We start from the raw sequence: 22,045 nt of genomic DNA, 5'->3' as shown, positions 1-22,045 counted from the left end.
GGGTCAATCGGTGCGGCGGGCGAGAGGGTTATACTCGCCGCATCAAGCCATTATCGGTTTCCCAAAGGTCGAACCATGCCCATGCGTAACGATGCCAACGACGACTTCGATGATGTACCGAGCCTGCGGATGCGGGCCGACATTCCCGATGACGATGATTTCATGCCCAGCCGCCAGCCCCACGTGCAAGCGCGCCCGGCGCCCGTTGCCGCGGCCAAGGTCAAGGGGGCCAGCACCGGGCCACTGTGGGCGTTGGTCGGCGCGCTGCTGTGTGCATTCGGTTTTCTGGCCTGGTGGAGCTTCCAGCAGATTTCCCTGATGGAGCAGCAACTGGTGGCGACCCAGGAAAGCTTCGCCCGGATCAGTGAGGATGCGGCGGGGCGCTTGCAGGACATTTCCGGCAAGGTGGTCGCCGGGCAGTCCAACGTCATGAGCGACAGTGAGGCTTTGAAGCTGCAGATCAAACAGTTGGACACCAAGCTGCAGGAACAGGGGCGGCAGTTCGACGGCAAGCTGCAGGAGCAGTACAAACTACAGCAGGCCACGTTCGGCCCCTCTGCCGACCTGGACAAGGAACTGGCCCAGCTCATCGCCCAGGCCTCGGAACAGCAGAACACCAACACGCAGTTGCAAGCGTCCAACAAGGAACTCCAAGCCCAGGTCAAGGCGCTGGCGGCAGAAGTGACCGCCCTGAAGAGCCAGGGCGAGGGTGGTGCCTTGGATGCCCAGCTCAAGAGCATCGGTGCTGACATCACCGCCCTGAAAAGAGCCACCTCCAACTCTGCCATCGACCGCCTGGAGCAGGACGTGATCGTGCTCAAGAGCCAGCAGGACAAGGGCGGCAACACAGCCGAGTTCGACGCCTTCCGCGGCCAGGTCACCCGTAACATCAACACGTTGCAGGCGCAGATCCAGAACTTGCAGCAGCAACTCCGCGCTGGGGCTCAATAAGCCGTTTGTGCGCGTCAGTGCGCATCATTTCTGAATGTGCCGCCGCTATCGCGAGCAAGCTCGCTCCCACAGGGTCAGCACCCTACAGTGTGGGAGCGAGCTTGCTCGCGATGACGTCCTGTCAGTCAATATCAATACCCACTGACTTGCCAGGCTCCCCAGCAATCCCCTGAATACTCCAACATCACCCCGCGCCGTCTACGCTCTTGAAACACCAACAAGAACGAGGGGCGCGCGCATGGTTTTTTTTCACAGGATGGCCTGGCTGGGTGCAATGCTCATGCTGGGGCTGGCTCAGGCCCAGGCGGCCACGGCGGACGATGGCCAGGCGGCCCGGGCGCTGCTGGAGAGGGCCTTGGCCTATTACCACGACAACGGCGACAAAGCCTTTGCCGCGTTCAGTCGCCAAGGGGAATTCGTCGACAAGGATCGCTACGTGTTCGTGGTGGATACCCAGGGTGTGATGCTCGCCAGCGGCGGGCCTTCCCAGGCGTTGATCGGGCGGGACGTGTCCGACGTGCTGGGGGCGGATTTGCGCAAAGCCTTCAAGGACGCCTTGAAAACCTCCGAGGCCAGTGGCATCCAGCAAGCCGAGTACCGCTGGCAGAACTGGACGGACGGCAAGGTCGAGCGCAAGCATGTGTATTTCCAGCGTGTCGGCGAGCGAATCCTTGCCGTCGGCTACTACCTGCCCCGGGCTTCCGCCGAACAGGCCAGGGCGTTGCTGGATAAGGCCTCGAATGACCTGCTGAAAAACGAGAAGGCCACGCTGACGGCGGTCAACTCCCTCAAGGGCGGTTACCTGCAGGATGACTTATATGTCTTTGTCGTCGACCTCGATACCCGGCGCTATGTCGGCCATGGCACCAATTTGCGCTTGATCAATACCGACTTCGCCAAGGTCAAGGACCCGGATGGCAAACCGGTGGGCGAGCCGATCCTGGCGTTGATCGGGAAGCAGGGCGAGGGAGAGTACGAGTACCGCTGGAAGAATCCGGTGACCGGCAAGGTCGAGGATAAACACGCGTACCTGAAGAAGGTCGGGCATTTCCTGGTGGCGGTGGGGTATTACAGCCCTTGATGCGAGGCGCTGGACATTGTGGCGAGGGAGCTTGCTCCCGCTGGAGTGCGCAGCGCTCCCCAAAAAGGGGGCTGCTACGCAACCCAGCGGGAGCAAGCTCCCTCGCCACAGGTGAATCCCAACAGCCTTCAGACGGTGGCAATCAGCCCGCCACCAGCACCCGAATCGCCTCCAGGCGCAGCGCCGCCTTCTCAAGCATCGCCAAGCCTTGCTCGCGCTGTTGGCGCAGGGCCACCAGCTCGCTGTCGCGCACGGTCGGGTTGACCGCTTGCAGGGCGGTCAGGCGGGCCAGTTCCTCGTCGGTATCGGCGGCCAGGCGGCGCTGGGCCTCGGCCACGCGTTCAGCGTGACGCGGGGCGATCTTCTCTTCGCCAGCGTTGATCCGTGGCGTGAGCTGGTCGCGCTGGGCCTGGATGAACTTGTTGGCGCTGGCGCGGGGCACGCTTTCGAGTTGGTCGTTCAGGGTTTCGAACGAGACCCGGGCGGCCAGGTCGTTGCCGTTGGCGTCCAGCAGGCAGCGCAGGGCGGCCGGCGGCAGGTAGCGGCCCAGTTGCAGCGAGCGCGGGGCGACCACTTCACTGACGTAGAGCAGCTCCAGCAACACGGTGCCGGGCTTGAGGGCCTTGTTCTTGATCAGCGCCACCGCGGTGTTGCCCATGGAGCCGGACAGCACCAGGTCCATGCCGCCTTGCACCATCGGGTGCTCCCAGGTGATGAACTGCATGTCTTCGCGCGACAGCGCCTGGTTGCGGTCGTAGGTGATGGTCACGCCTTCGTCGTCGCCCAGGGGGAAGCTGGCGTCGAGCATTTTTTCGCTCGGCTTGAGGATCAGCGCGTTTTCCGAATGGTCCTCGCTGTCGATACCAAAGGCGTCGAACAGGGTTTCCATATAGATCGGCAGGGCAAACTGGTCGTCCTGCTCGAGAATGGCCTCCACCAGCGCATCGCCTTCACCGGCACCGCCGGAGTTGAGCTCCAGCAAACGGTCGCGACCGGTGTGCAGCTCGGCTTCCAGGCGCTCGCGTTCGGCGCGGGCCTCGTCGATCAACGCTTGCCACTGGCCATCGTCGGCTTCTTCCAGCAAGGGCAGCAGGCGCGGGCCGAACTGGTGCTGCAAGGCGTTGCCGGTCGGGCAGGTGTTGAGGAAGGCATTCAGGGCTTCGTGATACCACTGGAACAGCCGCGCTTGCGGGCTGGTTTCCAGATAAGGCACATGCAGTTCGATGGTGTGCTTCTGGCCGATCCGGTCCAGGCGCCCGATACGCTGCTCCAGCAGGTCCGGGTGCGCCGGCAGATCGAACAGCACCAAGTGATGGGCGAACTGGAAGTTGCGGCCTTCACTGCCGATTTCCGAGCAGATCAGCACTTGGGCGCCAAACTCTTCGTCGGCGAAATAGGCCGCCGCACGGTCACGCTCCAGGATGTTCATGCCTTCGTGGAACACCGTGGCCGGGATGCCGGAGCGCACGCGCAGGGCGTCTTCCAGGTCCATGGCGGTTTCGGCGTGGGCACAGATCACCAGCACCTTGGTGCGCTTGAGCATCTTCAGGGTGTCGATCAGCCACTCGACCCGCGGGTCGAAACGCCACCAGCGTTCTTCTTCGCTGGCGTCCGGCTGGGCCTGGAAGCTGACTTCCGGGTACAACTCGGCGTGATCGCCCAACGGCAATTCGAGGTATTCGTCCGGGCAAGGCAACGGGTAGGCGTGCAGCTTGCGCTCGGGGAAGCCCTGCACAGCGGCTCGGGTATTGCGGAACAGCACGCGGCCGGTGCCGTGACGGTCCAGCAGTTCGCGCACCAGGCGGGCGCTGGCTTCGACATCGCCATCATTGACGGCGGTCAGCAAGGCTTCGCCTTCGTTCCCCAGGAAACCCTGGATGGTCTTGTGGGCTGCGGGCGAGAGGCGGCCTTTGTCCAGCAGCTCCTGCACGGCTTCGGCCACCGGGCGATAGTTTTCGCTCTCGGCGCGGAAGGCCTTGAGGTCATGGAAGCGGTTCGGGTCCAGCAGGCGCAGGCGGGCGAAGTGGCTGTCCTGGCCCAGCTGTTCCGGGGTCGCGGTGAGCAGCAGCACGCCTGGAATGGTTTCGGCAAGCTGCTCGACCAGGGCGTATTGCGGGCTGACCTGGTCTTCGTGCCACACCAGGTGATGGGCCTCGTCGACCACCATCAGGTCCCAGCCAGCGGCGAACAGCGCGTCCTGGGCCTTCTCATCGTCCACCAGCCACTCCAACGCCACCAAGGCCAGTTGAGTGTCTTCGAACGGGTTGCTGGCATCGCTTTCGATAAAGCGTTCTTCGTCGAACAGCGCGACCTGCAGGTTGAAGCGCCGACGCATTTCCACCAGCCACTGGTGCTGGAGGTTTTCCGGCACCAGGATCAGGATGCGGTTGGCGCGGCCGGACAGCAACTGACGGTGGATGACCAGGCCGGCCTCGATGGTCTTGCCCAGGCCCACTTCGTCGGCCAGCAATACCCGCGGCGCAATGCGGTCGGCCACTTCACGGGCAATGTGCAGTTGGTGGGCAATGGGCTGGGCACGTACGCCGCCCAGGCCCCAAAGCGAAGACTGCAGCTGGCGACTGGTGTGTTCCAGGGTGTGGTAGCGCAGGGAGAACCAGGCCAGTGGGTCGATCTGGCCGGCGAACAGACGGTCGCTGGCCAGGCGGAACTGGATGAAGTTCGACAGTTGAGTCTCGGGCAGGGTGACGACTTCGTTCTGCCCGTTGAGGCCGTGGTAGACCAGCAGGCCATCGACGTCATCGACCTCGCGCACGGTCATTTTCCAGCCTTCGAAGTGAGTGATCACATCGCCCGGCGAAAACCGTACACGGGTGAGGGGCGCATTCCGTAGCGCGTACTGGCGAGTGTCGCCAGTGGCCGGATAGAGCACGGTCAACAAGCGGCCGTCCTGTGCCAGAACGGTGCCTAAACCCAGCTCGGCTTCGCTGTCACTGATCCAGCGTTGCCCCGGTTGATACTGCTGCGCCATGCTGCCTGACTCCCGCCTTGAAAAAGCCGGTTATCTTAACGGAAGGATCCTTCAGACCAAAGGATTTACGTACGCTGATTCATTACCAACGGCACGGAACTTACGCTTGCCCAGCGATCAAACAAGCTCGACCCTGGTGATCGGTGCAATTGCCAACTGGGTCACAAGTTTCGGACCGGCGGTTCAAGCTGCCACTTTAACCGCCGACAACCTGAAGACAGGAGAACTTTATGTTGCCACCCATGCTCCCTTTGAGCGCCGTACCCATCACCGCTCAACAGGATCCGGTTCGCCAGCGACCGGACATACCGCCCGTGGTCCCGGTGCAGCAAAGCTCCAATGAAAGCACCATTGACCTGCAAAAACGCGACCCGGAAGAGACCGCGCTGCTGCTGCGCGAGGAGCAGCGACGCCAGCAGGAACGCAACCGTCGTCGCCGCGAGGCCGATGAAGACCCAGAAGAACACCTCGCCGTACCGGGTACCGAGCTCAACGCCGACAACACCGTACCAGTGGTGCCGTTGATAGACGAAGAGACGCGCCAGGGCCTGTGGGTCGATATCCAGATCTGATCCAGGCGCCTGCGCACGTACAGGCTGGTCAACGCCGCCAGCAGCCCGCATCATGGGCGCATCCGCAATTCACTGCACGATGCCCACACGCCATGAGCCAAGACGACAAGCTGATCGACCTCAGTGCCGAGCGCGCCAAGCGCGTTCACGACCTCAACGAAAAGCGCCTCAATGAAGTCCGCCAGGCTTTCGAGCAGGCCATGCCGTTGGGTAAGCCCAAGAAAAAGCCGAAAAACAAACCGAAAAAGCGCTGAACCCCCTCGATCCATTGATGCAGATCAGTTATTTCCCCACCTTTGCGCCCCGTTGCGGGCGTTATTGACCCCGGTCAATTTTCATCCAGGCCTGATTGGTTACCTTGAACCCATCGCAACAGGGGCAAGACCAGGAGGCCAGTCATGTTTTTCGATAATGTGGTGTTTGCCGGGGTGTTGACGGTCGGCCTCATGTTCGTGTTTTTCGCAGGTTTCGGATTATTCATCTGGAAAGACGCACACAAGCGGAAAAAACCGTAGGTCTTTCCGGCTACAACGAGCACGCAAGGCATTTTGGGCGACTTCGGTCGCCCTTTTTTTTTTGGCCAATTCTTGCTGTTTCAACGCAAAACAACTGTGGGAGCGAGCTTGCTCGCGATGAGGGCCTGTCAGTCGACATCGACGTTGGCTGATACACCGCTATCGCGAGCAAGCTCGCTCCCACTTGGGCTGGGTGTTTTGGGGCATAAAAAAAGGTGCGAACCGCAAGGGTCGCACCTTTTTTGTCCGCCGCTGGAATCAGCTGCCCAGGGCCTTGGATGCCAGCCAGAACAGCCCGGCCGACAGGGCCACCGTCGCCGGCAGGGTCAGCACCCAGGCCAGCAGAATGTTGCGCACGGTGCCACCTTGCAGGCCGCTCTTGTTGGCGACCATGGTGCCGGCCACGCCCGAGGACAGGACGTGGGTGGTGGAAACCGGCAGGCTGAAGATGTTCGCCGCGCCGATCATGCACGCGGTGGTGATCTGGGCCGACATGCCCTGGGCGTAGGTCATGCCTTGCTTGCCGATCTTCTCGCCGATGGTCAGCACTACACGCTTCCAGCCGATCATGGTGCCCAGGCCCAGCGCCAGTGCGACGGCCAGGATCACCCAGAACGGGGCGTATTCGGTGGTGGCGGTCAGGTCCTTGCGCAGCTTGTTCAGGTCGTCTTTCTCACGAGCGGCCAGGCCCGGCAACTTGCCTACTTTCTTCGCCGTGTCGTCCAGGCAAAGCAGGTAGCGACGAACCTCGATGCGTCGTTCCGACGGCAGCGAATGGTAGTCCGCCACGCCTTTGAGCGTGTCGAGCAGGGCATTGATGGTCGGTTCGGTCTGCTGCGGGTTGCAGCGGAATTTCTCCGGCAGATCGCCTTCCACGCTTTTGCCCAGCGCCAGGAATTCACCCAGGGACTCGTTGTTGCGTTGGTAGAACTGGCTCAAGTGCAGGGTCGCGTCTCGGGTCCGCTCGATCTGGTAGGTGGTGCTGCCCAGGTCGAGTACGAACTGCGCTGGCACGATACCGATCAGCACCAGCATGATCAGGCCGATACCTTTCTGGCCATCGTTGGAGCCGTGGACAAAGCTGACGGCCATGGCCGAGATCACCAGGACCAGGCGATTCCAGAACGGTGGGTGCTTCTTGTCGTCGATCTGGCGGCGCTGTTCCGGTGTCTTGTGCATCTTCGACAGCGGGCGCCACCATTTCAGGCCGATCAGCACCAGGGCGGCGATCAGGAAACCGGCCATGGGCGAGAACACCAGGGAGGCGCCGATATCGATCGCCTTCTGCCAGTTCACCCCATCGGCCAACGGGATATCGTTGATCAGCGCATTGGCCAGGCCTACGCCGAGGATCGAACCGATCAACGTGTGGGAACTGGACGCCGGGATACCGAAGTACCAGGTGCCCAGGTTCCAGGTAATGGCCGCTGCGAGCAGCGAAAACACCATGGCCAGCCCGTGTCCGGTGTTCACATTGATCAGCAGCTCCACGGGCAGCAGGTGAACGATGGCGTACGCCACCCCCACGCCGCCCAGCAGCACACCGAGGAAATTGAACACACCGGAAAAGAACACCGCCAGGTGAGGCGGCATGGCTTTGGTGTAGATAACAGTGGCAACCGCGTTAGCGGTGTCATGAAAGCCGTTGATGAACTCGAAGGCGAGGACAAAAGCCAGGGCGAGCAAGAGGCTCACAAGCACCCAAGCATCCAGTCCGCTGAATAAATCGATCATGAAGGTTTTCTGACCCGGTCGTAAGGGGGCGCGATTATGCCAGAAAACCTCGGTAATCGATGCACTGCCTGCTCATCGGTAACATTCTTCAACGAAATAATTTGTAGGAAAGCCTCAAGCGCGAGGTTTTCCGAGGGGTAGGTAACCCCTTGATTCAGGGGCGCAAAGCGCATCCGACCAGGATCGCCGTCAACTGTAGGACGCCTCGAGAAATTGTATGAAATATCTGAAAAGGAGGTCGGCCATGACCCTTCCCGATTGTCGGACGAAGAGCGGATGGCGGCCCGCTCATGGCGGGCGTGCGCTATGGCTTCCGGCCAGGGTGGCGGCCGGAGACCTCTTCACAAGAACATCGGGCCCGGAGCGTCACTGCTCTTCGGCTTTGAGTTCTTTTTCCATTTTCTGAAGTTCCTGGGTGAAGGCCTGGTCCTGAACGGTGGCGCGCTTACGCCAGGGTTTGCGTTCCGGTTCAGGTTGCGCGGCGTAGGTGGTGACCTCCCCGCCGTAAACTTCCTTGTAACGTTGTTCCTGGCGCTCAAGTTCCGCGCGCAGTTCGTCTTTCGTCACAGTTCTACCTAAATTAAATGAAGTTGAATCTGGTGATACGCACTGCATGTGGACATGCAGACGGCCACGGCACCAGAGCTGACAGCTGACGTAGCATCAGGGCTTCGCGTTGTTGCCAAGCAGGGGAAGCGACCATGAAGGTGCTTCGGGCACCAGGGTCGCGACCACGATGCCTGCGTACGGGAACGGTCGATTGGCCGTACCGTCGCTGTTTTGCATTATAGCGGCCCAGCCGAATAACACTATCGGGAAAAAGTAAAAGGCGTTGTTGTTGTGTGAACTCATGTTTGTCTGTGCAACTTGTACTGCCGCTCGCAGAAGATACCGGCTAGTGCCGCTAGCCAGATGCCATTCCCGCCGACAAGTTCAATATGGCTAACGTTGTCATGTCAAACCGTGTGTCACTGTTTCCCGCAAACTTACTATCAATCGCGTTCGCGGCAGGCCGCTATTCGCCCCCTGGCCTGATTGCGATTATCGGTCGACGGTTCGATAATCGAACGATCTTGGCCGGCGGCCCTTGCTTGCCCATCGGGCAGCCGCTTGAATAGCCGTCACTCCCGGGGAAGGATCAGACATGAACGACCAATTGCGCAATGCCTTCACTTCCGTAGCGCCACCGATCGTCGCCTCGCCGGCCAAGCGGATCCAGGCCCTGACCGGTGATCCCGATTTCATGACGTCCCTGGCCCGCGGGTTGGCGGTGGTCCAGGCCTTCCAGGAGCGCAAGCGACACCTGACCATCGCCCAGATCAGCCACCGCACGGAAATCCCCCGCGCCGCCGTCAGACGTTGCCTGCATACCTTGATCAAGCTTGGCTACGCCACCACGGACGGGCGCACCTATTCGCTGCTGCCCAAGGTGCTGACCCTCGGTCACGCCTATCTGTCCTCCACGCCCCTGGCCGTTTCTGCCCAGCCGTACCTGGACCGCATGAGCGAGCAACTGCACGAAGCCTGCAACATGGCCACGCTCGAAGGCGACGACATTCTCTACATCGCCCGCTCTGCCACTACCCAGCGCCTGATTTCGGTTGACCTGTCGGTGGGCGGGCGCCTGCCAGCCTATTGCACCTCGATGGGCAGGATTCTCCTGGCGGCCCTGGATGATGCGTCGCTGCGCGACTACCTCGACCACGCCGACCTGCAAGCCAAGACCAGCCGCACTTTGCATACACCCGAAGCGTTGCTCGAGTGCCTGCAACAGGTGCGGCAGCAGGGCTGGTGCATCGTCGACCAGGAACTGGAACAGGGCCTGCGTTCGATTGCCGTGCCGGTGTACGACGCTTCCGGTCAAGTGGTGGCCGCGCTCAACGTCAGTACCCATGCCGGGCGGGTCAGTCGCAATGAGCTGGAACAGCGCTTCCTGCCAGGCCTGCTGGGGGCCAGTCGCGACCTGAGCGCGCAACTGTTCACTTAAGCTGTTCGATAAACGCACACAGTCGGCGGCGATGAATTGACGGTATTTGCCTGGCCTCATTAATGTCGCGCAGCGTCATCCGGCGTGTTTCGCCGGTCTCTGATTCGTTCGCCTGCGTTTCTTGCGTGGAATAAAAATAAAATGAACCAGCCCCAGACCTCCGTAGGCCACTGCCTCGATGTGCAGTCCTTCATCAATGCCCAACCCATTTCGCGCTATCAGTGGCGGGTGGTAATTCTCTGCTTCCTGATTGTGTTCCTCGACGGCCTCGATACTGCCGCCATGGGGTTCATCGCCCCGGCCTTGTCCCAAGACTGGGGCATCGATCGCGCCAGCCTCGGCCCGGTGATGAGCGCCGCGCTGATCGGCATGGTGTTCGGCGCGCTGGGTTCTGGACCGCTGGCCGACCGCTTCGGGCGAAAAGTCGTACTGGTGGGCGCGGTCCTGCTGTTTGGCGCGTTCAGCCTGGCGTCGGCCTACAGCACCAACGTCGATCAATTGCTGGTATTGCGTTTCCTGACCGGCCTGGGCTTGGGCGCCGGGATGCCGAACGCCACCACCTTGCTCTCGGAATACACCCCGGAACGCAAGAAGTCCCTGCTGGTGACCAGCATGTTCTGCGGTTTCAACCTGGGCATGGCTGGCGGCGGGTTCATCTCCGCCAAGCTGATACCGGCGTTTGGTTGGCACAGCCTGTTGCTGATTGGTGGGGTCCTGCCGTTGATCCTGGCAGTGGTGTTGCTGTTCTGGCTGCCGGAATCGGCGCGTTACCTGGTGGTGCGCAATCGCGGTACCGACAAAGTGCGCAAGACCCTGGCACCGATCGAGCCACACACGGTTGCCCAAGCGACGAGCTTCAGCGTACCGGAACAGAAAACCGTGAAAGCCCGCAACGTGTTGGCGGTAATTTTCTCCGGCACCTACAGCGCCGGCACCTTGCTGCTGTGGCTGACCTATTTCATGGGACTGGTGATCGTCTACCTGCTGACTAGTTGGCTGCCGACCTTGATGCGCGACAGCGGCGCGAGCATGGAACAGGCCGCGTTTATCGGCGCGTTGTTTCAATTCGGTGGTGTGTTGAGTGCCGTCTTCGTCGGTTGGGCGATGGACCGGTTCAATCCGCACAAGGTCATCGGCCTTTTCTATCTGATGGCCGGGTTGTTTGCCTACGCGGTGGGGCAGAGCCTGGGCAACATCACCTTGCTCGCCACCCTGGTGTTGGTGGCCGGCATGTGTGTCAACGGCGCGCAATCGGCGATGCCTTCCCTGGCGGCGCGTTTCTACCCGACCCAGGGCCGGGCCACCGGCGTCTCGTGGATGCTGGGCATCGGTCGCTTCGGGGCGATCCTCGGGGCCTGGATGGGCGCGACCCTGCTGGGCCTGGGGTGGAACTTCGAGCAGGTCCTGACGGCCCTGGTCATTCCGGCGGCCCTGGCGACCGCGGCGGTGGTGATCAAAGGCATGGTCAGTCATGCGGATGCGACCTGAAAACCCCGAACCTACACACCTGTGGCGAGGGAGCAAGCTCCCTCGCCACGGTTCGCGTTTTCGCTGTGTGGATAAATCGATAGCCAAACAACAATCTGTTCGATAAACGAACACTCAGTCGATTATCGGATTGTTTGGCCTTTTCCCGCAGCTTAATCTTCAGTCACTCCGGCGCTTAACCTCGCGCCTTTTTTCTTCATGTCGGTCTACTGGAAAACGGGAGCCTGCCCCATGGCTGAAATCCTTTCGCTGCACGACGCGGTGAAGCAATTCGTCAACGACGGCGATACCGTCGCGCTCGAAGGCTTCACTCACCTGATTCCTACGGCGGCGGGTCATGAAATCATTCGCCAGGGCAAGAAAGACCTGACCCTGGTGCGCATGACACCTGACCTGATCTATGACCAGTTGATCGGCGCCGGTTGTGCTCGCAAATTGATTTTCTCCTGGGGCGGCAACCCTGGCGTCGGGTCGTTGCACCGCTTGCGTGATGCCGTGGAGAAACAATGGCCGCACCCGCTGGAGATCGAGGAACACAGCCACGCCGACCTGGCCAACGCCTACGTCGCCGGCGCCTCCGGCCTGCCATTCGCGGTGTTGCGGGCCTACGCCGGCTCCGACCTGCCGAAGGTCAACCCGCTGATCAAAAGTGTGACCTGTCCCTTCACCGGTGAAGTTCTTGCCGCGGTGCCTTCGGTACGCCCGGACATCACGGTGATCCACGCCCAGAAAGCCGACCGCAAGGGCAACGTGCTGCTGTGGGGCATTCTCGGTGTGCAGAAAGAAGCCGCCCTGGCCGCCAAGCGTTGCATCGTCACCGTGGAAGAAATCGTCGACGACCTGAATGCGCCGATGAACGCCTGCGTCCTGCCGACCTGGGCGTTGAGCGCGGTGTGCCACGTACCGGGCGGTGCTCATCCGTCCTACGCCCACGGCTACACCGAGCGTGACAATCGCTTTTATCAGGCGTGGGATCCGATCGCTCGGGACCGTGAGACGTTTACCGCATGGATCAACGAATACATCCACGGCACTCGGGATTTCAGTGAATTCCAGGCCAGACTGGCAGCCGCTTCGCAGGTGAAACCATGACCTACTCCACCAACGAAATGATGACCGTCGCCGCGGCGCGTCGCTTGAAAAACAATGCCGTGTGCTTCGTTGGCATCGGCCTGCCGTCGAAAGCGGCGAACCTGGCGCGGTTGACCTCGTCGCCGGACGTCGTGCTGATCTACGAATCCGGCCCGATCGGTGCGAAGCCCAGCGTACTGCCGCTGTCCATTGGCGACGGTGAACTGGCGGAAACCGCCGATACCGTCGTACCGACCGGTGAGATTTTTCGCTACTGGCTGCAGGGCGGGCGTATCGACGTCGGTTTCCTTGGCGCGGCCCAGGTCGACCGTTTCGGCAACATCAACACCACGGTGGTGGGCGACTACCATCAGCCGAAAGTCCGCCTGCCGGGTGCCGGTGGCGCACCGGAAATCGCTGGCTCGGCCAAGAGCGTGTTGATCATCCTCAAGCAGTCGGCGCGTTCGTTTGTCGACAAGCTGGATTTCATCACCTCGGTCGGCCATGGTGAAGGTGGCGATTCGCGCAAGCGTCTCGGTCTGCCGGGCGCAGGGCCCGTGGGCATCATCACCGACTTGTGCATCATGGAGCCGGAAGCCGGCAGCCATGAATTCGTGGTCACCGCGCTGCACCCCGGCGTGACCCGCGAGCAAGTCATTGCGGCCACCGGGTGGGCGATCCGTTTCGCCGACCAGGTGCAAACCACCGCCGAGCCGACCGAGGTGGAGCTGCGTGCACTGCGCGACCTTGAAGCTCGCACCGCGGCGGCCCACGGCCAGGCACCGGGAGAAGCCTGATGCGCGACGTTTATATCTGTGATGCGATTCGAACCCCCATCGGTCGGTTCGGCGGCGGTTTGTCCGCGGTCCGCGCCGATGACCTGGCGGCTGTGCCGATCAAGGCGCTGATGGAACGCAACCCATCGGTGGACTGGAACGCGGTGGACGAGGTATTTCTCGGCTGCGCCAACCAGGCTGGCGAAGACAACCGCAACGTGGCGCGCATGGCGCTGCTGTTGGCGGGCCTGCCGCAGAGCATTCCCGGTGTGACCCTCAATCGTCTTTGCGCCTCGGGCATGGACGCCATCGGCACCGCGTTCCGCGCCATCGCCAGCGGCGAAATGGAACTGGCGATCGCGGGCGGTGTGGAGTCGATGTCCCGTGCGCCGTTCGTGATGGGCAAGGCTGACACCGCGTTTTCCCGCAACATGAAGCTGGAGGACACCACCATCGGCTGGCGCTTCATCAACCCGTTGATGAAAGCCCAGTACGGGGTGGACGCGATGCCGCAGACGGCGGACAACGTGGCCGACGATTACGCCGTGTCCCGCGCCGACCAGGACGCTTTCGCCTTGCGCAGCCAACAGCGCACGGCGGCGGCCCAGGCGGCAGGTTTTTTCGCCGAAGAAATCGTGCCGGTGCGCATCGCCCATAAGAAAGGCGAAACCGTGGTCGAGCAGGACGAGCATCCCCGCGCCGACACCACGCTGGAGACCTTGGGCAAACTCAAACCGGTCAACGGGCCGGACAAGACCGTCACCGCCGGCAACGCATCCGGCGTGAACGACGGCGCAGCGGCGCTGATCCTGGCCTCGGCCGAGGCGGTGAAAAAACATGGCCTGACGCCTCGCGGCAAAGTGCTGGGCATGGCCAGTGCCGGCGTCGCTCCACGGGTGATGGGCATCGGCCCGGTACCGGCGGTACGTAAGCTCACTGAGCGCCTGGGCCTGGCGGTCGCCGATTTCGATGTGATCGAACTCAATGAAGCGTTTGCCAGCCAGGGCCTGGCGGTGCTGCGTGATTTGGGGCTGGCGGACGATGCGCCGCAGGTCAACCCGAACGGCGGCGCCATCGCCCTCGGCCATCCGCTGGGTATGAGTGGGGCGCGTTTGGTGATGACGGCGTTGCACCATCTGGAAAAGACCGGCGGCAAGAAAGGCCTGGCGACCATGTGTGTCGGCGTCGGCCAGGGTCTGGCATTGGCCATCGAACGCGTCTGACGCGTCGCTCTACTAATAAGAAATCGAGGAATGCTTCATGACTGACAAGCCTGGTTATCGTCGCCCCCAAGCGGGCACCCAGCCGGAGTATCTGCACCCGCCGTACCAGTCCACCAACCTGCGCTCGCCGTCCAAGCCATTGGTGTTCCTGCCGCATTCGTTGTCGGAAATCACCGGTCCGACTGTCGGCGCCGACCGCGTGCAGGAAAAGGACTACGACCTGACCGCCCAGCATGCCGGCGAGCCGCTGGGTGAACGGATCATCATTCACGGGCGCGTGCTGGATGAGCACGGCCAGCCGGTGCCGGGCATCCTGGTGGAAATCTGGCAGGCCAACGCCGCCGGTCGCTACAACCATGACCGTGACAACCACGACGCGCCGCTGGACCCGAATTTCACCGGCACCGGTCGCACTGTCACCGATGCTGATGGTTGGTATCAGTTCCAGACCATCAAGCCTGGCGCTTATCCGTGGGGCAACCACCACAACGCCTGGCGCCCGGCGCATATCCATTTCTCCCTGTTCGGGCCGAGCATCCTGACGCGCCTGGTGACGCAGATGTACTTTCCTGGCGATCCGTTGCTGGAATACGACCCGATCTACAACTGCGTGCCGGACACGAGTGCCAAGGAACGCCTGATTTCCAGTTTCGACCTGGAAAAAACCATCCCTAACTACGCCCTCGGTTATCGCTGGGACATCGTCTTGCGCGGCCGCGATGCCACGCCGATGGAGAAATAAGATGACGCTCACCGCCACCACGTCCCATACCGTTGGCCCGTACTACCACATCGGCCTGACCTGGCTGAACCGCGAAGACCTGACCGTCGCCGAAACCCTCGGCCAACGCGTGGCGATCACCGGGCAGGTGGTCGACGGCAATGGTCAGTTCGTCAACGACGCGATGCTGGAAGTCTGGCAGGCCAACGCCGCCGGCAAATACGCCCACCCGGAAGACGACCAGGACAAACCCCTGGACCCGCATTTCGAAGGCTTCGGCCGAGTGCCGGTAGATGCCGAAGGGCGTTTTCGCTTCACCACCATCAAGCCGGGCACCGTGCCGGGGTTGGGTGGCACGACCCAAGCACCGCACCTGGTGGTGCTGGTGTTCGCTCGCGGGCTGGTCAAGCATTTGCTCACGCGCATCTATTTCGACGGCGAACAGACCAACGAAACCGACCCGCTGCTGGCCTGCGTCCCCGAAGAACGTCGCGGCACAATCGTGGCCAAGCCTGATGCGTCGGGCGTGTACCAGTGGAACGTGATCCTTCAGGGCACAGATGCCGAGACGGTGTTCTTCGATTACTGAGTCATGATTTTTCCTGTGGCGAGGGAGCTTGCTCCCGCTGGTTTTGTAGGAGCTGGCGAAGCCTGCGATCTTTTGATCTTTCATTTGGGACTCAAGCGCTTGTGGAAAGATCGCAGCCTCGCTTCGCTCGACAGCTCCTACGGGGCAAGCCAGCGGGAGCAAGCTCCCTCGCCACAGGGGATATGAACTCAGCCCAGAAGTGTATGAATCCACAGGACCACTGCAATGGCATGAACCCTGTGGGAGCGAGCTTGCTCGCGATGGCGGCGCTACAGGCGCTGCCGTTTGAAAGACTGTTTGTGGAACGGGACTGTTACGAAGTGTGTCTAGACTTTGTCCATTCCCCAACGAGTGAATAACCCATGGCCACCCCAATCATCAGCCACTACACCGGCGAAGAACGCAGCAAGCGCATCTTCGCCATCGTCGGTGCTTCATCCGGCAACCTGGTCGAATGGTTCGACTTCTACGTCTATGCGTTCTGCGCGATTTATTTCGCGCCGGCGTTCTTCCCCTCGGACAACCCGACGGTGCAACTGGTCAACACGGCCGGTGTGTTCGCCGCCGGGTTCCTGATGCGACCCATCGGTGGCTGGATTTTCGGCCGGGTGGCGGATCGTCACGGGCGCAAGAATTCGATGATGATCTCGGTGCTGATGATGTGTTTCGGCTCGTTGCTCATTGCCTGCCTGCCCACCTACAAGGACATCGGCGTCTGGGCGCCGGTGCTGCTGTTGTTCGCGCGTTTGCTGCAGGGCCTTTCGGTGGGCGGCGAATACGGCACCACCGCCACCTACATGAGCGAAGTCGCCCTCAAGGGCCAGCGCGGTTTCTTCGCCTCGTTCCAGTACGTGACGTTGATCGGTGGGCAACTGCTGGCGGTGTCGCTGGTGGTGATCCTGCAACAGTTTCTCAACGAAGATGAACTGCGTGCCTACGGCTGGCGGATCCCGTTCGTGGTCGGCGCTGTGGCCGCATTGATTTCGCTATTCCTGCGTCGGTCCCTGAAGGAAACCAGCAGCAAGGAAATGCGTGAGAACAAGGACGCTGGCAGCATCGCGGCGCTGTTTCGCGATCACAAGGCTGCGTTTATCACCGTGCTGGGCTACACCGCCGGCGGTTCGTTGATTTTCTACACCTTCACCACGTACATGCAGAAATACCTGGTGAACACCGCCGGCCTGCACGCCAAGACCGCCAGCTACATCATGACTGGCGCGCTGTTTCTCTATATGTGCATGCAGCCGCTGTTCGGCATGCTGGCGGACAAGATCGGCCGGCGTAATTCCATGCTTTGGTTCGGTGGCCTGGGGGCGTTGTGCACGGTGCCGATCCTGCTGACCCTGAAAAGCATCAGCAGTCCGTTCCTGGCGTTCGTCCTGATTACGCTGGCGCTGGCAATCGTCAGTTTCTACACCTCCATCAGTGGCCTGGTGAAAGCCGAGATGTTTCCACCTGAAGTGCGAGCGCTGGGAGTAGGGTTGGCCTATGCGGTGGCCAATGCGATTTTTGGCGGATCGGCCGAATACGTCGCCTTGAGCCTGAAGGCCCAGGGCATGGAGAACGCCTTTTATTGGTATGTCACGGTGATGATGGTCGTGGCGTTCCTGTTCAGCTTGCGCCTGCCCAAGCAACCGGCGTATTTGCACCACGATCTTTGAATCCACCTGATCATTTGAGGCTTGTTTGAGTCATTGTGGCCACAGCAATCTCTGGCCACAGGACATCTACCTTCCCAAGGACTGTTTATGAGCGAACGACCGGGCAATCAGCTGTTCGATGCCTACTTCACCGCCCGCGACATGCGCGAGGTGTTCTGCGATGCGGGGCGGGTCCAGGCCATGCTGGATGTCGAAGCCGCTTTGGCCCGGGCCGAGGCGCGGGTGGGGTTGATTCCGCCAAGTGCCGTGGCGTCGATCGAAAAGGCCTGCCGCGCCGAGTTTTATGATTTTTCGACGTTGAGCGAAGCAATCGCCAGCGCTGGCAATTCGGCGATCCCGTTGGTCAAGGCGTTGGGCAAGCGCATCGCCGCCGAGGATGCCGAAGCCGAGCGCTACGTGCACCTGGGCGCCACCAGCCAGGATGTGATGGACAGCGGGCTGGTGCTGCAACTGCGCCAGGCATTGGGGCTGATCGAAGGCGAGCTGGCGCAACTGGCCGCCATCCTGGCCCGACAAGCCGAACGCTACGCCGCCACACCGTTGGCCGGACGCACCTGGCTGCAACACGCCACGCCGGTGACACTGGGGATGAAAATAGCCGGTTGGCTGGGGGCGATCACCCGCAGTCGCCAGCGCTTGAAAGAACTCAAGCCGCGCTTGCTGGTGCTGCAATTCGGCGGCGCCTCCGGGACGCTCGCCGCCTTGGGTGACCAAGCGCTGCCGGTCGCCGAAGCCTTGGCCGCCGAACTGCAACTGACCCTGCCGGAGCAGCCGTGGCACACCCAGCGTGATCGTTTGGTGGAGTTTGGCACGGTGCTGGGGTTGATCGCCGGCAGCCTGGGCAAGTTGGGACGCGACATCAGCCTGTTGATGCAGACCGAGGCCGGCGAAGCGTTCGAACCCTCCGCCCCGGGCAAGGGCGGTTCGTCCACCATGCCCCACAAGCGCAACCCGGTGGGCGCGGCGGTGCTGATCGGTGCGGCGACGCGAGTCCCCGGTTTGTTGTCGACGCTGTTCAGCGCCATGCCCCAGGAACACGAGCGCAGCCTGGGTCTGTGGCACGCTGAATGGGAAACCTTGCCGGAAATCTGCTGCCTGGTCTCCGGTGCCTTGCAACAGGCGCGACTGCTGGCCGAAGGGCTGGAAGTGGATGCGGCGCGCATGGCCCGCAATCTGGAACTGACCCAAGGGTTGGTGCTGGCCGAAGCCGTCAGCATTGTCCTGGCCCAGCGTGTCGGGCGCGATACCGCCCATCATTTGCTGGAGCAATGTTGCAAGCGCGCCGTGGCCGAACAGCGGCATCTACGCGAGGTGCTGGGAGACGAACCCCAGGTCACCGCGCAGCTATCGGCAACCGAGATTGATCATCTGCTCGACCCGGCGCACTACCTCGGACAAGCCCAGACCTGGGTCGTCCGAGCCGTGGCCGAACACCTTGCTTTGAACGCCTGAAAGGAGATTGTTGTGGGATTCGTCAAACTCGCCGAGGGCGATCTGAACTATTGTTTTGATGAGCGGCGATTGGACGGGACGCAAGACGCCCCGGTGCTGGTGCTCTCCAACTCACTGGGCACTGATTTGCACATGTGGGACGAGCAGGTCGCGGCCTTCAGCGAACACTTTCGCGTGCTGCGTTTCGACACTCGCGGCCATGGTCAATCGCTGGTCACCGAAGGCCCCTACAGCATCGAGCAGCTAGGACGCGATGTGCTGGCGATGCTCGATCAGTTGAACATCGATAAGGTGCATTTCTGTGGCTTGTCCATGGGCGGGCTGATTGGCCAGTGGCTGGGGATCAATGCCGGCGAGCGCCTGCACAAACTGGTGGTGTGCAACACCGCTGCCAAGATCGGCGACCCGTCGGTGTGGAACCCGCGCATCGAAACCGTACTGCGCGACGGCAAGGATGCGATGGTGGCGTTGCGTGATGCTTCGATCGCCCGCTGGTTTACCGCGGATTTTTCCGAGGCTCATCCTGCGAAGGTGAAGAAAATCACCGACATGCTCGCTGCCACATCGCCCCAGGGCTACGCGGCCAACTGCGCGGCAGTACGCGATGCCGATTTCCGCGAGCAGTTGTCGTCGATTCGTGTGCCACTGCTGGTGGTCGCCGGCACCGAAGATGCCGTGACACCACCGTCGGGTGGGCACTTTATCCAGGAGCGGGTCAGTGGGGCCGAGTACGCCGAGTTCTACGCCGCGCACCTGTCCAACGTCCAGGCCGGCGCTGCGTTCAGCACCCGGGTGCTGGATTTCCTGCTTGATTCCAGCCGCGCCTGAGGAGTTCTTTGTGGACGAGAAACAACGTTACGATGAAGGCATGCAAGTACGCCGCGCGGTACTGGGCGATGCCCACGTCGACCGCAGCCTCGATGCCCTGACCGAGTTCAACAGCGAATTCCAGGAGATGATCACCCGCCATGCCTGGGGCGACATCTGGACCCGCCCAGGCCTGCCGCGCCATACCCGCAGCCTGATCACCATCGCCATGCTGATCGGCATGAACCGCGCCGAAGAACTCAAGCTGCACCTGCGCGCCGCCGCCAACAACGGCGTGAGCCGCAGCGAGATCAAGGAAGTGATCATGCAGAGCGCCATTTACTGCGGCATCCCGGCAGCCAACGCCACCTTCCACCTGGCTGAGTCGGTGTGGGACGAACTGGGCGTCGAGTCGCGGGCTTAAGTGGGCTTCATTCCCTGTGGGAGCGAGCTTGCTCGCGATCGCGGTGGTTCAGTTGATGGGGATGTTGAATGTGATGACGCCATCGCGAGCAAGCTCGCTCCCACATTGGATCTTCAGTGAGCACAAATTTTGTGCGCGGCACTGAGCCCCTGTGGGAGCGAGCTTGCTCGCGATGACGGTGGTACAACCTCCATCCATGTTTGGCTTCTACAGCAGGCTGATCGGATAGCTGACGATCAACCGGTTCTCATCGAACTCATTGGTGCTGTAATCCCGGCGCATTGTCGAGTTACGCCATTTCACGTTGAGGCTCTTCAACGCACCGCTCTGCACGGTGTAGGCCAGCTCACTTTCCCGACCCCACTCCTTGCCGTCGTCGACCGTGGCGGTGTGCACGTTGTCACCGCTGATGTAGCGGTTCATCAGGGTCAGGCCCGGCACGCCGACGGCGGCGAAGTTGAAGTCGTGGCGCAGTTGCCAGGATTTTTCCTTGGCGTTGTCATAGCTGGAGTTGTAGCTGTCGTTCGCCAGGGTGCCGCCACTGGTGCCGTTGACGCGCATCCAGGCATCATCGCCGCCGACTTTCTGCAGGCCGACGTAGAAGGTGTTGCCGCCGTATTTGGCCGAGAGCATGGCGAACGCGGTTTTGTTGTCCAGGTCGCCGGCCAGGGCGCTGCCGTCTTCCTTGCCGATGAAGTAGCCAAGGTTGGCGCCCAGGGTCCAGTCGCCGATGGGCTGGCTGTGGGTCAGGTTGAAATATTGCTGCTGGTAGATGTCGGACAGTTCCGCGTACCAGACGCCGACCTGGGTGCGTTTTTCGTTGAAGGCGTATTCGCCCCCGCCGAAGTTGAAGCGATCGGAGGTGAACGCACCGCGGCCGTTCATGGACATGTCTTCCATGCTCGCGTCGTTGCGCGGGCTGTTGCCACGGAACTGGCCGCCGTAGAGGCTCAGGCCGTTGATTTCGGTGGAGGTCACCTGGCCGCCACGGAAGGTCTGGGGCAGGGAGCGGCCGTCGTCGGAGCGCAGGATCGGCAGCACCGGCATCCACTCGCCGACCTTCAACTCGGTTTTCGACACTTTGGCCTTCAGGGCTACGCCCAAACGGCCGAAATCGTCGGCCGGGCGACCGTCGTCATGCACCGGCAGCAGTTGCGTACCCGCGGTGCCACGGCCGCCGTCGAGCTTGACCGAGTACATCCCCAGTATGTCCACGCCGAAACCGACCACGCCCTGGGTGAAGCCAGACTTGGCGTCGAGGATGAAACTCTGGGTCCACTCTTCGGCCTTGCCCTGGGCGTTGTTCGGGTTGGTGAAGTTGCGGTTGAAATAGAAGTTACGCAGGTTTAGCGTGGCCTTGGCATCTTCGACAAACCCCGATTCCGCCGCCAGGACGGGCAGGGCGGTACCGCTCAGGGCGACGGCAATGAGGCTGGGGAACAAGTGCTGTGTGGGCTTCATGGGCGTTGTCTCTATTTTTTGTGGACGAAGCGGGTCGTTGCCGCACGTTTTGAAGTGCGGGCGGTAAGGGTGGAGCCAGAGGTGTCAGGGCGATTGGGGATCAGCCGGGCGATGCGGGGCGTAGGGGCATGGCGTCGAACCTGTTGTTATTGGTTTTGTGCGAGGGATGGTGAAGGGCGGCCCGGGATCGGTTCAATTGCCGTTTGCGGGTTTTGGGCGATTATCGAACAGCAAAAAGGGTCGATTGGTTGGATGAAGAGCCTGTGGGAGCGAGCTTGCTCGCGATGGCGGCCTTACGCCCGGTCTCTCTCTTGCGGACCGAGTACATATCCATTCCTGCGGTAACGGCCACTTATGGTTTCGCCCTTACGGCGACTCACTTTTGAGAAGCGCAAAAGTAAGCAAAACGCTTTATGGGTATGACTCACCCACATGGGTTACAAATCAGTTCACGCACATAGGTAACAGTTTTTAACTGGCAGGGTCGATTTCGCGAGGATCTGACCATGCCCTGGAGAGAGCTGAAACCTATGGACCTCAAAG

20 protein-coding genes are annotated in these 22,045 nt (G+C 61.6%); 16 read left to right on the top strand and 4 right to left on the bottom strand.

What is annotated here, in order from left to right; all coding sequences use genetic code 11:
* Nucleotides 1-75 precede the first annotated feature (75 nt).
* The gene (locus IB266_RS20370; protein ID WP_060738831.1) at nucleotides 76-951 is read left to right on the top strand and encodes a hypothetical protein; all 876 of its coding nucleotides are present in this window, start codon (nucleotides 76-78) and stop codon (nucleotides 949-951) included.
* A 238-nt stretch (nucleotides 952-1,189) separates the two neighbouring features.
* Entirely contained in the window at nucleotides 1,190-2,032 is an 843-nt protein-coding gene (locus tag IB266_RS20365) for a cache domain-containing protein (protein ID WP_192262228.1), read from the top strand.
* 142 nt (nucleotides 2,033-2,174) lie between these two features.
* Here IB266_RS20365 and rapA read toward each other — a convergent pair whose 3' ends face one another.
* The gene (gene rapA / locus IB266_RS20360) at nucleotides 2,175-5,021 is read right to left on the bottom strand and encodes an RNA polymerase-associated protein RapA (protein WP_192262227.1); all 2,847 of its coding nucleotides are present in this window, start codon (nucleotides 5,019-5,021) and stop codon (nucleotides 2,175-2,177) included.
* Nucleotides 5,022-5,251: 230 nt separating this feature from the next.
* On the opposite strand from rapA, the gene IB266_RS20355 reads away from it, so the two are divergent.
* The 3 genes from IB266_RS20355 (at nucleotide 5,252) to ccoM (ending at nucleotide 6,108) form a co-directional block, all read left to right on the top strand.
* Nucleotides 5,252-5,593 (top strand): aspartate-semialdehyde dehydrogenase, encoded by a 342-nt coding sequence (locus IB266_RS20355; RefSeq protein ID WP_192262226.1) that lies wholly within the window; start codon nucleotides 5,252-5,254, stop codon nucleotides 5,591-5,593.
* A 92-nt stretch (nucleotides 5,594-5,685) separates the two neighbouring features.
* On the top strand, nucleotides 5,686-5,847 hold the full coding sequence (locus IB266_RS20350) for a hypothetical protein (RefSeq protein WP_003184513.1): 162 nt from the start codon (nucleotides 5,686-5,688) through the stop codon (nucleotides 5,845-5,847).
* 144 nt (nucleotides 5,848-5,991) lie between these two features.
* Nucleotides 5,992-6,108: a cytochrome c oxidase subunit CcoM gene (gene ccoM, locus IB266_RS30980; RefSeq protein ID WP_025212288.1), complete on the top strand. Its 117-nt coding sequence runs from the start codon at nucleotides 5,992-5,994 to the stop codon at nucleotides 6,106-6,108.
* A gap of 258 nt (nucleotides 6,109-6,366) precedes the next feature.
* Here ccoM and IB266_RS20345 read toward each other — a convergent pair whose 3' ends face one another.
* Nucleotides 6,367-7,842: an inorganic phosphate transporter gene (locus tag IB266_RS20345; protein WP_060738827.1), complete on the bottom strand. Its 1,476-nt coding sequence runs from the start codon at nucleotides 7,840-7,842 to the stop codon at nucleotides 6,367-6,369.
* Between the two features lie 366 nt (nucleotides 7,843-8,208).
* A complete protein-coding gene (locus IB266_RS20340; protein ID WP_003184509.1) occupies nucleotides 8,209-8,409 on the bottom strand; it encodes a hypothetical protein in 201 nt (66 codons plus the stop codon).
* A 577-nt stretch (nucleotides 8,410-8,986) separates the two neighbouring features.
* Here IB266_RS20340 and pcaR point away from each other — a divergent pair.
* The 11 genes from pcaR (at nucleotide 8,987) to pcaC (ending at nucleotide 20,041) form a co-directional block, all read left to right on the top strand.
* Nucleotides 8,987-9,829: a pca regulon transcriptional regulator PcaR gene (pcaR, locus tag IB266_RS20335; protein WP_003184507.1), complete on the top strand. Its 843-nt coding sequence runs from the start codon at nucleotides 8,987-8,989 to the stop codon at nucleotides 9,827-9,829.
* A 141-nt stretch (nucleotides 9,830-9,970) separates the two neighbouring features.
* Nucleotides 9,971-11,317 carry an MFS transporter gene (locus tag IB266_RS20330; protein ID WP_103310832.1) on the top strand — a complete coding sequence of 449 codons (1,347 nt, stop codon included), beginning with the start codon at nucleotides 9,971-9,973 and terminating at the stop codon, nucleotides 11,315-11,317.
* 231 nt (nucleotides 11,318-11,548) lie between these two features.
* Nucleotides 11,549-12,409: a CoA transferase subunit A gene (locus IB266_RS20325; protein WP_072409760.1), complete on the top strand. Its 861-nt coding sequence runs from the start codon at nucleotides 11,549-11,551 to the stop codon at nucleotides 12,407-12,409.
* On the top strand, nucleotides 12,406-13,185 hold the full coding sequence (locus IB266_RS20320; RefSeq protein ID WP_053182625.1) for a CoA-transferase subunit beta: 780 nt from the start codon (nucleotides 12,406-12,408) through the stop codon (nucleotides 13,183-13,185). The genes IB266_RS20325 and IB266_RS20320 overlap by 4 nt, the downstream gene beginning before the upstream one ends.
* Nucleotides 13,182-14,387, top strand: coding sequence for a 3-oxoadipyl-CoA thiolase (gene pcaF, locus IB266_RS20315; protein ID WP_192262331.1), 1,206 nt, complete (start codon nucleotides 13,182-13,184; stop codon nucleotides 14,385-14,387). The genes IB266_RS20320 and pcaF overlap by 4 nt, the downstream gene beginning before the upstream one ends.
* A gap of 37 nt (nucleotides 14,388-14,424) precedes the next feature.
* Nucleotides 14,425-15,129, top strand: a complete 705-nt coding sequence (gene pcaH, locus IB266_RS20310; protein ID WP_060738823.1) for a protocatechuate 3,4-dioxygenase subunit beta — start codon at nucleotides 14,425-14,427, stop codon at nucleotides 15,127-15,129.
* Nucleotide 15,130: 1 nt separating this feature from the next.
* A complete protein-coding gene (gene pcaG, locus IB266_RS20305) occupies nucleotides 15,131-15,697 on the top strand; it encodes a protocatechuate 3,4-dioxygenase subunit alpha (RefSeq protein WP_192262225.1) in 567 nt (188 codons plus the stop codon).
* A gap of 362 nt (nucleotides 15,698-16,059) precedes the next feature.
* Nucleotides 16,060-17,358, top strand: coding sequence for an MFS family transporter (locus IB266_RS20300; RefSeq protein ID WP_192262224.1), 1,299 nt, complete (start codon nucleotides 16,060-16,062; stop codon nucleotides 17,356-17,358).
* Nucleotides 17,359-17,445: 87 nt separating this feature from the next.
* Nucleotides 17,446-18,810 carry a 3-carboxy-cis,cis-muconate cycloisomerase gene (locus IB266_RS20295; protein ID WP_192262223.1) on the top strand — a complete coding sequence of 455 codons (1,365 nt, stop codon included), beginning with the start codon at nucleotides 17,446-17,448 and terminating at the stop codon, nucleotides 18,808-18,810.
* A gap of 12 nt (nucleotides 18,811-18,822) precedes the next feature.
* Entirely contained in the window at nucleotides 18,823-19,638 is an 816-nt protein-coding gene (gene pcaD, locus IB266_RS20290; protein ID WP_192262222.1) for a 3-oxoadipate enol-lactonase, read from the top strand.
* A 10-nt stretch (nucleotides 19,639-19,648) separates the two neighbouring features.
* Nucleotides 19,649-20,041, top strand: a complete 393-nt coding sequence (pcaC, locus tag IB266_RS20285) for a 4-carboxymuconolactone decarboxylase (protein ID WP_060738818.1) — start codon at nucleotides 19,649-19,651, stop codon at nucleotides 20,039-20,041.
* Nucleotides 20,042-20,248: 207 nt separating this feature from the next.
* Here pcaC and IB266_RS20280 read toward each other — a convergent pair whose 3' ends face one another.
* Nucleotides 20,249-21,502 (bottom strand): OprD family porin, encoded by a 1,254-nt coding sequence (locus tag IB266_RS20280; protein ID WP_192262221.1) that lies wholly within the window; start codon nucleotides 21,500-21,502, stop codon nucleotides 20,249-20,251.
* Between the last annotated feature and the right edge of the window lie 543 nt (nucleotides 21,503-22,045).

It is taken from the genome of Pseudomonas sp. Pdm06, assembly GCF_014851795.1.
GTDB classification, from domain to species: Bacteria; Pseudomonadota; Gammaproteobacteria; order Pseudomonadales; family Pseudomonadaceae; genus Aquipseudomonas; species Aquipseudomonas fluorescens_AA.
The sequence above is the reverse complement of the archived record's forward strand: the minus strand, read 5'-3'. Positions and strand labels throughout refer to the sequence as shown.